Origin of the sequence: Pseudokineococcus sp. 1T1Z-3, from assembly GCF_037482365.1 — a bacterium.
In the GTDB taxonomy this organism is placed as follows: Bacteria; Actinomycetota; Actinomycetes; order Actinomycetales; family Quadrisphaeraceae; genus Pseudokineococcus.
Genome location: NZ_JBBHZF010000023.1, coordinates 539,805 through 552,701 on the forward strand (window position 1 = coordinate 539,805; position 12,897 = coordinate 552,701).

Annotated in this window: 9 protein-coding genes; 3 read left to right on the forward strand and 6 right to left on the reverse strand. The window is 75.4% G+C overall.

Features of this window, described 5'->3' with window-relative positions; genetic code table 11:
* The 4 genes from WDV86_RS09880 to WDV86_RS09895 form a co-directional block, all read right to left on the reverse strand.
* The coding region (locus WDV86_RS09880; protein ID WP_339567453.1) for an Ig-like domain-containing protein at nucleotides 1–2,061 on the reverse strand (2,061 nt) is incomplete at its 3' end.
* Nucleotides 2,062–2,152: 91 nt separating this feature from the next.
* On the reverse strand, nucleotides 2,153–3,799 hold the full coding sequence (locus WDV86_RS09885; protein WP_339567454.1) for an ABC-F family ATP-binding cassette domain-containing protein: 1,647 nt from the start codon (nucleotides 3,797–3,799) through the stop codon (nucleotides 2,153–2,155).
* Nucleotides 3,800–3,829: 30 nt separating this feature from the next.
* Entirely contained in the window at nucleotides 3,830–4,603 is a 774-nt protein-coding gene (locus tag WDV86_RS09890) for a GAF and ANTAR domain-containing protein (RefSeq protein WP_339567455.1), read from the reverse strand.
* Nucleotides 4,604–4,703: 100 nt separating this feature from the next.
* On the reverse strand, nucleotides 4,704–5,420 hold the full coding sequence (locus WDV86_RS09895; RefSeq protein WP_339567456.1) for a GAF and ANTAR domain-containing protein: 717 nt from the start codon (nucleotides 5,418–5,420) through the stop codon (nucleotides 4,704–4,706).
* 217 nt (nucleotides 5,421–5,637) lie between these two features.
* Between WDV86_RS09895 and WDV86_RS09900 the strand changes: the two genes are divergently transcribed.
* Nucleotides 5,638–6,531 (forward strand): GGDEF domain-containing protein, encoded by an 894-nt coding sequence (locus WDV86_RS09900; protein ID WP_339567457.1) that lies wholly within the window; start codon nucleotides 5,638–5,640, stop codon nucleotides 6,529–6,531.
* A 64-nt stretch (nucleotides 6,532–6,595) separates the two neighbouring features.
* Here WDV86_RS09900 and WDV86_RS09905 read toward each other — a convergent pair whose 3' ends face one another.
* The gene (locus tag WDV86_RS09905) at nucleotides 6,596–7,963 is read right to left on the reverse strand and encodes an NAD(P)/FAD-dependent oxidoreductase (RefSeq protein WP_339567458.1); all 1,368 of its coding nucleotides are present in this window, start codon (nucleotides 7,961–7,963) and stop codon (nucleotides 6,596–6,598) included.
* Nucleotides 7,964–8,251: 288 nt separating this feature from the next.
* Here WDV86_RS09905 and WDV86_RS09910 point away from each other — a divergent pair, with 288 nt between their 5' ends.
* Complete coding sequence (locus WDV86_RS09910) at nucleotides 8,252–10,135, forward strand: MDR family MFS transporter (RefSeq protein ID WP_339567459.1); 1,884 nt, start codon at nucleotides 8,252–8,254, stop codon at nucleotides 10,133–10,135.
* Between the two features lie 127 nt (nucleotides 10,136–10,262).
* A complete protein-coding gene (locus tag WDV86_RS09915) occupies nucleotides 10,263–11,489 on the forward strand; it encodes a hypothetical protein (RefSeq protein ID WP_339567460.1) in 1,227 nt (408 codons plus the stop codon).
* 115 nt (nucleotides 11,490–11,604) lie between these two features.
* On the opposite strand, the gene WDV86_RS09920 is transcribed toward WDV86_RS09915, so the two are convergent.
* On the reverse strand, nucleotides 11,605–12,873 hold the full coding sequence (locus WDV86_RS09920) for a cation:proton antiporter domain-containing protein (RefSeq protein ID WP_339567461.1): 1,269 nt from the start codon (nucleotides 12,871–12,873) through the stop codon (nucleotides 11,605–11,607).
* Nucleotides 12,874–12,897 lie beyond the last annotated feature (24 nt).

The following is a 12,897-nucleotide window of genomic DNA, read 5'->3' on the forward strand; positions in this document are numbered from 1 at the left end:
GCGGGAGGGGGCGGCGACCGAGAGCAGCGTCAGGGCGTCCCCGTTGGGGTCGGTGTCGTTGGCGAGCACGTCGAGGAGGACGGACGACCGCCAGTGCGTGCTCGCCGCGTCGTCGGCGGCCACCGGCAGCTCGTTGACCACGTCGACGTGGACGACCTCGGTCGCCGTCGCCCCGGAGGCGTTGCGGACGGTGTAGGTGAAGGAGTCGCGACCGGCGAAGCCCGGCGCGGGCGTGTAGGTGACGGTGCTGCCGCCCGCGCTCCAGCCGACCGTCCCGCTCCCGACGTCGGTGACGCCCACGAGCTCCAGCCCGGGCTCGTCGTTGGCGAGCACGGGCACGACCACGGACGGGTTCGCGGTGCTCGGGCGCAGGCTCACGACGTCCGGCGCGGTGGCCGGGACGCCGCCGGGCGCCGTGCCGTCGACGGCGGCGACGACGTCGTTCGAGCTGACCGATGAGGCCGTCCCGGTGCTGCCGCCCCGGAAGGTCAGCTGGGCGATGTTGAGCAGGCGCGCGCCGTCGGCGACCGTGCCGTCGACCGTGACGTCGAAGCTCAGGGCCCAGTGCGTGCGCTCGCCGGGCCCTGCCCCCGAGGCGGTCGGGACGCGGCCGCCCTCGGCGGGGGTGGCGCCCTCGCCGACGAAGGCCTCGACGACGCCGCCGTGCTCGCCGGTGCGGTAGCGCCCGAGGTCGTCGCCGTCCGCGTCGGTGGCTGCGGTGTAGACCAGGTCAGAGAAGGACGAGCCTGCGCCGACGCGGATCGAGCCCGGGACGAAGGTGGTGCCGGTGGGCACGGCGTCGACGACGCGCGAGCGGATCGCGGCGTCCAGGCCCGTGTTGGAGACCGGGACCGTGTAGCGCAGCACGTCGCCGCGCTCGACGAGGCCGCCGTCCACGTCCTCGACGGTCTTGGACCCCTCCAGCTGCGGCTCGTACAGGTCGGTCACGAAGGTGACGACGCCGGGGTAGAAGGTCTCGTACGTCGTCGTCAGCCGGAGCGTGGCCGAGGTGTCGTCGTTGCCGAGCAGCCCGTCCGCGCTGAAGGTGTCGATGTCCAGGCCGAGCTGGTTGGCGTACCGGGGGGAGCGGGGCGGCGTCGCGAGGCTGCCCCGGGCGCTGATGGTGGAGTTGAAGACGTTGTCCACCGGGTTCTGGGCGTCGGAGACGTCGACGAAGTCGGTCGCGCCCTCGCGCCGGACCTGCAGCCTGTCCCCGGAGAAGCCGCGGTCGCCCTCGTAGACGACCGTGCCGAGGGTCGTGGTGACGGCTCCCTGCTCCGGGGTGAGGAAGCCGCTGACCGGGATGTCGAGCGAGGTGCCCGCCGACGTCGAGACGCTGCCGAACCCCTTGTAGACGGTGAGGTTGCGGGCGGGCGCCGTCGGGTCGGCGACCGCCACGACGAGCGACCAGCCGGCGTAGCGGTCGTTGCCGGTCGCGGCCTGCACGTCGGCGACGGTGTAGGTGCCGGAGCCGGCCGCGCGCACGAGGTCGGTGACGTCGACGAAGCCCTGGTAGGCGCCGGCGTCCCCGGACGCCGGGCTGGGGTCGGCGAGGGAGGTGTACCCGCTCGCCCCGGGCGTGCGCAGCTTGACGGTGCCGATGGCCGACGGCGTCGGCGGGGCGGTACCACCCGCGCCTGCGGTGGTCCGGGCGCTCCACGCCAGCGCGGCGAACAGCACGGTGCCCTGGGTGGGCAGGACGAGGTCCGCGGAGGAGGACGCGAAGGTCGACGGGTCGCCGTCCACGTCGACGTGCCGCATGGCGTGGTCGTTGTTGTTGAGGGGGCCGCCCGTGCCGGCCCGTGCGGTAGTGCATCCCGAGCTGTCCGGGCAGGTCATCAGCGTGTTGCCGACCAGCAGCACGTCGCCGTTGGTGTTGGCGGAGAACTGACGGGTGAAGGCCTCGCTCATGGACGCCGACGCCGACGGCGCCGCGACGACGGCGAGCAGGGGGCCGGCGAGCAGGCTCAGCACCAGCGCAGCAGCGCCCGGCCGGCGCCACCACGGGCGACGGCGGGTCCGCCGAGGCGGGTCGGTGCGGGCGGTGCGAGGGCCAGGCATGCCGGTGCGTCTCCTGTGGTCGGCGTCCCCGGACCATCGGCCGCCGTGCCGCACTCCTTGACCCGTTCGAGGGAGCCGATCGCCGTGGCGCCTAGGTCTCGGTGACGCTGCCGCCGGCCACGACCCACCGCCGGGTCAGCCGCACCGCCTCGAGCATCCGCCGGTCGTGCGTCACGAGCAGCAGCGTGCCGGTGTAGGCCTCCAGCGCCGCCTCCAGCTGCTCGATCGCCGGCAGGTCGAGGTGGTTGGTCGGCTCGTCGAGCACCAGCAGGTTGACCCCGCGAGCCTGCAGCAGCGCCATCGCCGCGCGGGTGCGCTCGCCGGGGGAGAGCGACGACGTCGGGCGCAGCACGTGCTCGGCGCGCAGCCCGAACTTGGCCAGCAGCGTGCGCACCTGCGCGGTCGGCTGGTCGGGCACCTGCGCCGCGACGGCCTCGAGCACCGTCGGAGCCGAGCCGGCCCGCTCCAGCGAGCGGCGGGCCTGGTCGACCTCCCCGACCGCGACCGAGGAGCCCAGACCGCCCGAGCCCTCGTCGAGCGGCGTGCGGCCCAGCAGCATCCCGAGCAGCGTGCTCTTGCCGGCCCCGTTCGCGCCGGTCACGCCGACCCGGTCGCCCACGTCGAGCTGCAGGTCCAGCGGCCCGAGCGTGAAGCTGCCACGACGCACGCTCGCGCCCCGCAGCGTCGCGACAACAGCGCCGGAACGCGGCGCCGCGGCGATCTCGTACCGCAGCTCCCACTCCTTGCGAGGCTCGTCGACGACCTCGAGCCGCTCGATCATCCGCTCGGTCTGCCGGGCCTTGGCGGCCTGCTTCTCCGAGCCCTCGCGGGCCTTCGCGGTGATGTGCTTGTCGGGGTCGCTCTTCTTCTTGACGGCGTCCCGGACGCCCTTGGCGAGCCAGCCGCGCTGGGTCCGGGCCCGCTCGGTGAGCGCGGCGCGGCGGTCGTCGTACTCCTCGTAGGCCTCGCGGGCGTGCCGGCGCGCCGTCGCCCGCTCCTTGAGGTAGGCGTCGTAGCCGCCGCCGTAGACGGCCACCTGCTGCTGCGCGAGGTCCAGCTCGACGACGCGGGTCACGGTGCGCGAGAGCAGCTCCCGGTCGTGGCTGACGAGCACTACGCCGGCGCGCTGCTCGTGCAGGAACCGCTCGAGGCGCGCGAGGCCGTCGAGGTCGAGGTCGTTGGTCGGCTCGTCGAGCAGGACGACGTCGAAGCGGGACAGCAGCAGCGCGGCGAGGCCGACGCGGGCCGCCTGCCCGCCGGAGAGCGCAGTCATGGTGGCGCCCAGGCCCAGCCCGCCGCCGACGTCGGCGAGGACGGCGTCCGCCCGCTCCTCCAGGTCGGCCCCGCCGAGGGCGAGCCAGCGCTCGAGCGCCTCGGCGTAGGCGTCGTCGGCACCCGGCTCGCCGTCGGCGAGCGCGGCCGCCCCGGCGTCCATCGCCTCCTGCGCGGCAGCGACGCCGGTCCTGCGGGCGAGAGCGGCGAGCACGCTCTCGCCGTCGCGTCGCTCCACCTCCTGCGGCAGCCACCCGCGCGCCGCGGTGGGCGGCGTCGTCGTGACCGAGCCTTCCTGCGGCTCGTCGACGCCCGCGAGCACCCGCAGCAGCGTCGACTTGCCCGCGCCGTTGACGCCGACGAGCCCGACGACGTCCCCCGGGGCGACCACGAGGTCCAGGCCGGAGAACAGCGTGCGGGCGGCGTGGCCGGCGCCGAGGCCGCGGGCGACGAGGGTGGCGCTCACCGCGACATCTTCTCGCGGGAGGGCGACCCCTCAGCCCGGCGCCGGGTCGCGCCGACGACGGCCCCCGCGACCGGGGGCCTGCGGGGCTGCCAGCACCTCCTCGGGCCCGAGCGCGCCGCTGATGACGTCGGCGGCGACGGCGGACAGCGGGCGGCCGTGGCGCCGGGCGTGGCGGCGCATCGCGTCGAAGGACTCCGGGATCGACAGGCCGGCACGCGCGGCGAGCACCCCCTTCGCCTGCTCCACGGCGATGCGGCTGGCCAGCGCGCTCTGCAGCTGCTCGGACAGGCGCGTCTGCTCGTCCAGGGCGCGCTCCTGCAGCAGGCTGATGGTGGCGATGTCGGCCATCGACTGCCCGACGGAGGTGTCCTCCTCGCTGAGACGCCGCTCCTCGCGGGTGAAGAGGTTGAGCCCGCCGAGGACCTGGCCCCGCAGCCGCAGCGGCAGGGCGTGCGTGCTGCTGAACCCGGCGGCCTGCGCCGCGACGGCGAAGCGGGGCCAGCGCCGGCTGGTGTCGGCCGTGCTGAGGTTGAGCACCTGACGCCCCGTCCGGAAGGACTCGACGCACGGGCCCTCGTCGGACTGCAGCTCGAAGACCTCGAGCTGGCGCGACTCGTGCGCGGTCGAGGCGACCAGCCGCAGGTTGCCCCGCTGGTCGGCCAGCATGAGCCCGGCCGCGTCGGCGTCGAGGAGCTCGACGCACCGCTCCGTGAGCATCGTGAGGAACTCGACGACGTCGAAGTCGTCGACGAGGGTGTCGGCCAGCTCGACGAAGACCTCCGCGATCCGTTGCTGCCGGCTCATCGTCTGTCCTCCCACGTGTCGGGGTGCTGGTGGTGCCGCGTGCCGCCCGCCGGTGTCGGCGGGGCGGGCCGGCGCCCGCCCGGCGCTCGGGGGCGGCCGATCACGGCTCCCCCCTCGAGACGTTCAGGGTGCCCGCCAGCACCTCTCGGGCGACCTGCAGGACCGGTCGGTCCAGCGCGTACGCGCGCGATCGCAGCACGACCAGGGCGACCGCCAGCGACAGACCGGTCTGCACGGCGATCACCCCGGTGGCCTGGTGGATCTCGGCCCGGCCGTCGTGCAGCTCGAACGGCGAGGCCGGGTCGCCGGAGGTGGAGGCCTCGGCCTGCGCCTGCAGGTGCAGCAGGAGCGCTGTCGCGGCGTCGGCGAAGGCCAGCGCCTCGGCGAGGTCGCCGTCCAGGAGAGGCCCCGGGCTCTCGCGGTAGAGGTCCATCACGCCGAGCCGGATCGCCCCGACGCGCAGGGGCAGGGCGAAGAGCGCGCGCGCGCCGAGGTCGAGGGCGCCGTTGGCGTAGGCCGGCCACCGGTCGGCGTCCACGCGCAGCAGGTCGGGCACGAGCACCGACCTGCCGCTCACGGAGGACTCCACGCAGGGTCCCTCGCCGAGGACGAACTGCAGGTCCTCCAGCCCCATCGCGACGCTGTCCGTGGCCGCCACGGTGCTGGCCGGCTGGTGCGCCACCATGACGACGATCCCGGCGCCCGACACCGGGAGGCTGCGTGAGCTCCACGCGGCCAGCTCGTGCGGCAGGCCGCCGGGCTGGGGGTCCCCGTCGAGCAGGGTGGCGAGGATCTGGCGCGTGCGGTGAGAGGTCATGCGTGCCCCGCCCCGGACCCTCGCTCGTTCGACGTCGCCGCGGCGACACCCGCAGGCTCACCGACGAGTGTGCACCCGCCCGACGGGCCGGCACCAGAGGGTCGCCGCCGGCCCTTGTCGGTCCGTGGCCTCAGGCGTACTTTCTGCCCGTGGTCCGCCGGTGCGGACCCCGCCCCGGACCCGGCGGTCGACCGTCGACCCTGCGGGGGGGGGGCAGATGGACGCGGGCCTGGGAGCTGCGGACGAGAGCGCAGGGCGTCGCGTCGTCGGACCTGACGCGGCCACCGCGACGAGCCGTTCCCGTGCAGGGGCGGTCCAGCCGCCGGAGGGCCGCTCGCCGGAGCCGGGCTGGGACGCGACCACCCGTCACGCCTTCGTGCTGCTGCGCCGCCTCGTCCCCTCGAGCGCGTGGGCGCTCACGCGGCTAGAGGAGCCCGTGGCGGCGCCATCACCGTCGGCCCGGGCGCTGGTCAGCGCGCCGGTGGAGCGACTCCTGCTCGCCGAGGGCTCGGTCGTCGGCGTCCTCCACGGCAGCGCGCGACCAGCGGACGCGCACGCGACGGAAGGCGTGGACGCCGTCGCCGCGCTCCTGTCCGCCGCCCTCGCGGCGGACCGGCGCGAGAGGGCAGCCCGGGCCGCGCTCGAGGTCGCCCACGCCCTCGCGGAGGTGGACGCCCTCACCGGCCTTCGCAACCGGCGCGGATGGCAGCACGCGGTGGCGCGGGCGCAGGAGCGGTGCCGGGCGGGTGAGCGCGCCGTCATCGCCGTGCTGGACCTCGACGACCTCAAGGGGGTCAACGACGCCGAGGGTCACCTCGCGGGGGACGACCTCCTGCGGGCAGCCGCCCGCGTCATCTCCGCCGCCTGCCGCCCCGACGACGTCGCCGCCCGGACCGGCGGGGACGAGTTCGCCGTCCTGGCCATCGGAGCCGCCCGGACCGGGGCCTCGGCGCTCGAACGACGGCTCCGCCGGTCCCTGGCCGACGCCGGCGTCCGCGCCACCGTCGCCGCCGAGGCCTGCACTCCCGGCCAGGACGTGCTCTCCACGTGGGCGACGGCGGACGTGCAGATGTGCGCGCGCAAGCGCCAGCGGCGCGCTGCACGACCTTGACGGGCGCTGGCGCCGTCGGCGTCGGGTCGACCAGCCGTCGGGCGGTCCCCTCAGGCGGCCTCTCTCAGGCGGCCCTGCCGCCCTGGCGCTCGAGCTTCGCGTCCCGCTCGGCCGGCGGGGTGTCGGAGGCCTGGCGGCCCTTCAGCGGCACCGAGCGCGGCTCGCCGGGGATGACGTTCTGCTGGGCCGACCGGCTCACGTAGTGGCTGACGATGCCCGCCAGCGCCGTGACCCGGTTGCGGAAGGAGTGCAGCAGGGCGATGTGCAGCCCCATCCACATGAACCAGCCGATCGCGCCGGTGAACTTGCCGGCGAAGGGCCACTTGACGTCCGCCACCGCCGACATCCGCCCGACGATGGCCATGGTGCCCTTGTCGGAGTAGGAGAACGGCTCGGTCGGCAGGCCGCCGACGAGGCGCTTGATGTTGGCGGCCGCGTGCTTGCCCGTCTGGATGGCCGGCTGCGCGAGCTGCGGCAGCGGGTCACCGTCGACCGCGCCGACGTCGCCGACGGCGAAGACGGAGTCGCTGCCCTGGACCCGCAGGTCGGGCTCGGTCTGCAGCCGCCCACCTCGGCCCTGCGGGAAACCCCACTCCGACAGCGACTTCGGCGCGGACACGCCGCTCGTCCACACCGTCAGCGCCGAGGGGATCTCCTCGCCGCCCTTGAGCACCACGGCGTCCTCGCGCACCTCGGCGACGGCCGAGCCCAGGCGCAGCTCGACGCCGCGCTCCTCCAGCGAGCGCTTGGCGTACTGGCGCAGAGAGTCCTCGAACGGGCCGAGGACGAAGTCGAGCATCTCGATGCAGACCACCCGCACGCGCGAGGGGTCGAGCTCGGGGAAGGACTGCGCGACGTAGGTGTTGCGCAGCTCGGCGATGGCACCGGCCATCTCCGTGCCGGTCGCGCCGCCGCCCACGACGACGACGCAGGGCGCCTCGGCGCCGCCGTCCTCGGCCGCGCGCTCGAAGGCGGTGAGGAGCCGGTCGCGCACCTCGATCGCGCCCTTGCGGGTGTACATCGTCAGCGTGTGCTCCTCGGCCCCCGGGATGCCGAAGTAGTTCGCGGCGATGCCGGAGGAGATGAGCAGGTAGTCGTAGGCGACGTCCTCGCCGTCCGCCATCCGCAGGACCTTGGCCTCGGCGTCGACGCCGGTCGCCGTGCCCTGGCGGAAGCGCACGCGGCTGCGGCCGCCGGTGAAGGAGCGCAGCGAGTAGGTGACGTCCCCGGGGTTGAGCCCGCCCGTCGCCACCTGGAAGAGCAGCGGCTGGAAGGTGTTGTAGCCGTTCTTGTCGACGAGGAGGACGTCGGCGTCGACGCCCTTGAGCTCGCGGACGGCGGACAGGCCGGCGAAGCCCGCGCCGAGCACGACGACCTTGGGGCGGCCCGCGGTGCGGCCCTGGGGCGGCGCCGAGGTGGCGGTGGTGGTCATGGGACTCCTCCGGGCGCGACGGGTGCTGGTAGGGCGTTCAGCCCGAGGGCTGCGTACGGCTGTGCGCGGGTCGGGTGCTCGTGCGTCGTCGAGCTCCAGGCCGCGTGCAGGGGCTCCGACCTCTGCAGGGTGGAGCACAGCCTAGGGAAGGCGGACGACGTCGTCTCCCCCGGGTGGGGGAAACCGGTGGGCGCCTGCCCGACGACCCGGAACAATCCAGTGCTGCAGGTAACTATCCTTCTCGCTGGCCGCCCGCCGACGGCCTGACCGCCCGAGCCCGAGGTCGCCATGAGCACCAGTCCTGCCGCCACGTCCCGCACGCCGTCACCGAGCCCGCAGCTCGCACGGGGAGGTCCCGCCGGGCCGGCGCAGCACCTGCCGGCCGGCGCCGACGGCGGCTTCACCCACCGCCAGGTGCTCACCGTCCTCGGCGGGCTCGTGCTGGGGATGTTCCTCGCGGCGCTGGACCAGACCGTCGTCTCGACCGCCATCCGGACCATCGCCGACGACCTCCAGGGCTACGACCTGCAGGCGTGGGCGACGACGGCCTTCCTCATCACCTCGACGATCTCCACGCCCCTGTACGGCAAGCTCTCCGACCTCTACGGGCGGCGGCCCTTCTACCTGCTGGCGATCGCCGTCTTCGTCGTCGGCTCAGCCCTGTGCGGCACCGCGACCTCGATGTACGAGCTGGCCGGCTTCCGCGCCCTGCAGGGCGTCGGTGCCGGCGGGCTCATGTCGCTGGCCCTGGCGATCATCGCCGACATCGTGCCGCCCCGGCAGCGCTCGCGGTACCAGGGCTACTTCATGGCCGTCTTCGGCACCTCCAGCGTGCTGGGGCCCGTCATCGGCGGCTTCCTCGCCGGCCGGGGCGAGCTGCTCGGCGTCGCGGGGTGGCGCTGGATCTTCTGGGTCAACGTCCCGCTGGGCCTGCTGGCCTTCCTCGTGGTCTTCCGGGTGCTGCACCTGCCGCACGAGCGCCGCCAGCACCGCATCGACGTCCTTGGCGCTCTCGCGCTGGTGCTCACGCTCGTCCCGGCGCTGCTGGTGGCCGAGCAGGGGCGCACCTGGGGCTGGGCGAGCACCGCGGCGCTCGTCTGCTACGCCCTCTCGGTCGCCGGCCTGGTCGCCTTCGTCGTCGTCGAGCGGAAGATGGGCGACGACGCGCTGCTCCCGCTGGCGCTCTTCGCCAACCGGACCTTCCTCGTGGGCGGCGTCGGCAGCGTGCTCGTCGGCATGGCGATGTTCGGCGGCCTGCTCCTCCTGCCGCAGTACCTGCAGGTCGTCGGCGGCTCCAGCCCGACCGAGGCCGGGCTGCAGATGGTCCCGCTCGTGCTGGGGATCATGGCCGGCGCCATGGGCGCGGGCGTCGTGATCTCGCGCACGGGGCGCTACAAGGTCTTCCCCGTCACCGGCGCCGTGCTGCTCACCGGGTCGCTGCTCGGGCTCTCGCAGGTGGTGGCGGCCGACACGCCCTACTGGCAGCTCGTCCCGCTCATGGTGGCCCTCGGGCTCGGCCTGGGCTTCAACTTCCAGCCCGTCGTCCTGGCCGTGCAGAACGCCGTGGGGCCCAGCCGGCTGGGCGTGGCGACGTCGTCGGTCACCTTCTTCCGGCAGATGGGCGGGACCATCGGCACGGCCGTGTTCCTCTCGGTGCTCTTCTCCCGCCTGCCCGGCGAGATCTCCACGGCCGTCTCCGACGCGGTCGCCGCCGACCCCTCCCTCGCCGCGGCGCTGCAGCAGGCGCCGACCGGGGAGGCGGCGCTCGCGGACACCTCCTTCATCGCCGAGCTGCCCGACGCCGTCGCCGAGCCCTTCCGCGTGGGCTTCTCGACGTCGATCGACACGGTCCTGCTCATCGCCGCGGTCGTCGTCGCCGCGGCCGTGCTCGTCATGGCCTTCCTGCCTCAGCTGGAGCTGCGCGGCGGCTCCGGGCTGCAGGAGCGCGCGGCCGGTGACGGCACCGGCCAGGCGGCGCCGGCGCAGCAGGCCGTCGTCGCGGAGGTGGGCGCGGAGTCGGCCCTCACCGGCCCGAGCTCCTTCGGCGGGTCCGACGGCGTCGTCGCCCCCGGACGGGCGCGGCACGCGTCGCCGGCTGCCACGGACTCCGGGGCAGAGGACGGCCGGGACGCCCCGCGGCACGCGCGGCAGGAGGCGGCCCCCCGTCGGTGAGGCCGGGTCGTCGGTGAGGCCGGGTCGTCGGTGCGGCCGGGCGGGTGACGGCGCCGCAGCAGCGTCGTCTCCGGGTGGTGGTTGCCGATGGAGGGGGGCACCGTCCCGCCGTCCCCAGGAGCACCCGATGACCACGTCCCGCCCCGGCCTGCGCCGCCTCGCGCGCCGCGCCGCCGCGCTGGCCCTGCTCGTCCCGGGCCTGGGTGTGACGCTGATGTGCCTGTCCGCCAGCGCCGCTGACGGTGGCGCGGGCGAGGCCCCGGAGCAGGACGGCGTCACCTTCGAGCTCGTCGAGCTGCACGCCCCCCACGACGGCGAGGCGCAGGACGGCGAGGAGCAGGCCGGCGAGGCGCAGGCCGGCGAGGCGCAGGCCGGCGAGGCGGAGGCGGGCGACGAGGGGGTCGGTGAGCAGGAGGCTCCCGCGACGACGGCCGACGAGGCCGAGGCGCCTGCCCCGGCCGTCTCCGTCTGGGTGCCCGTGCACGTCGAGGCCCCCGCCGGCGGCGAGGTCCGCGTCCCGCTGGACGCCGTCCGGCCGCAGCCGGGCCAGGGCGCCGACGGCCTGCTGGCTGTCGAGGAGTCAGAGGCCGGGGACGTCGAGCTCGTCGTCACGCTCCCGGTCGAGCCCGGCGAGGTCGAGGCGAGCTACGTCGTCGTGGACGCCGAGGGGCTCACCAGCGACTCCGTGACGCTGCACGTGAGCGCCCTGCCGGCCGAGGAGCCGGAGCCCTCGCCCGAGGCCGAGCCCCTGCCGGGCGAGCCGGTGGCTGACGTGCCCCCGGCCGCGGAAGAGCCTGCGGTCGACCCCTCGGCCCCCGAGGTCGACGGCGAGCCGGCGCGCGGCACCTCTCCCGAGATCGCGACGGAGGAGGACGCGGACGCCGCGGAGGACACCACGTCCTCGACCGTCCTCCCGCAGGACCTCTCGACGGTGGCCGCCGCGACGTCGACGACCATGTCGACCGCCGGGTCGACCGGTACGGGGTCGACGGATGTGGCGTCGACCGTGTCGGCGACCGGGACGACGGGCCTCGAAGCGACGACCGCCGGGTCGAGCACCGCCACCCCGACCACCCCCGGTCTCGTCGTGCTCGACACCTTCACCACGAGCGGCTCGACGACGACCCCCACCACGACGACCACCACGACACCCAGCACCACCACGACCCCCAGCGCCACCACGACCCCCAGCGCCACCACGGCGTCGACGGCGCCGACGACCGTCGTCACGACGCTGCCCCGCACGGGCGGCGAGCTGGCGGTCGGCGGCGGTCTCGGCCTCGCCGTCCTGCTCGCCGGCGCCGGCCTCCTGCTCGCCTCGCGCCGCCTCTCGCTGCGGGCGCGCACGGCCTGAGGGCCCGGCGCGTCGAGCCCGACCGGCGCGGTGCAGCACCGGTCCCGGGCATGCAGCGGTGGCGACGGACGCCGCCCGCCGCCGAGGCCGCCGCGCGGCATGACGCGACCCCCGCTCAGGCCGAGCTGTCGCCCGACTGGCGCGCCGGCAGCCGCAGGGGCAGGTGCCCCGCCGTCCGGTGCTCGACGGCGGGGCCCTCCACCCCCTGCATCGAGGCGCCGTACCGGGCGCTGAGCGGGGCTGCCGTCGTCCCGTGCAGGACGACCGAGAGCAGGATGGCCGTCGCGGCGACGGCGAAGACCTCGTCACCGCCCGGGACGCCGGCGTCCGCGACGACCACCGCGTACACGATCGACGCCAGTCCCCTCGGACCGGCCCAGGCGACGAAGCCGACGGTCCTGCGCCGCAGGCCGCTGCCGAGCAGCGCGACCACCACGGCGACCGGCCGTACCAGCACCAGGCTGAGGACGGCGTAGACGACGACGCGCCAGTCGAGCGCCCCCAGGACGTCGGCGACGACCACAGCCCCGAACAGCAGGAAGGTCACCTGGGTGAGCAGCTGGCCCTCGGCCTCGGCGAACTCCGTGGTGCGGGGCAGGAGCGAGCGGGCGCTCGTGCCGACGACGAGGCCCGCGGCGAAGGCGGCGACGAAGCCGTTGCCGCCGAGCAGCTCGGCGCCGCCGTAGGCCAGCGCGGCCAGGGCGACGGTGGCCAGGCGCTGCGTCGTCTCCGTCGCCCAGTCGCGGCCGGAGCTCCACTCGAGCAGGCGCCCGCCGAGCCAGCCGACGAGGGCCCCGACTCCCACGCCGAGACCGACCAGCTGCAGCAGCAGGACGACGTACCCGCCGACCGACCCGGCGTCGCGGGCGGCGAGGTCGAGCGCCACGGTCAGGAAGGGCACCGCCAGGCCGTCGTTGAGGCCGCTCTCCACGTTGAGCGTCTGGCGCACCCGGGGCGGGACGACGTCGCTGACGAAGGACTGGCCGAGGGCGGCGTCGGTCGGGGCGAGCGTCACGGCGAGCAGGGCGACGGCCGCCACGGGCAGGTCGGGCAGCAGCAGGACCCCGACGACCGTCCCCGCCGCGATGGCGAGCGGCAGCCCGAGCCCGAGCAGCCGCAGCGCCGGGCCGTGGTGGCGCAGCACCGTGCGCAGGTCCATGCGAGAGGCGTCCGTGAAGAGGACGACGACGAGGGTGACCTCCGCGAGGACGCTGACGAGCTCGTCGCCGACCTGGAGGTCGAGCACGCCCAGCATCCCCGGGCCCAGGAGCAGCCCGAGGGCCGTGAACACCATGGGCATCGTCACGACGGAGCCGCTGAGGCGGCCGGCCAGCAGGGAGAAGGCGAGCACCGCCAGCGCGACGACCACGACGTCCTGCTCCACGAGCACCTCTCCGTCCGGTCCCGG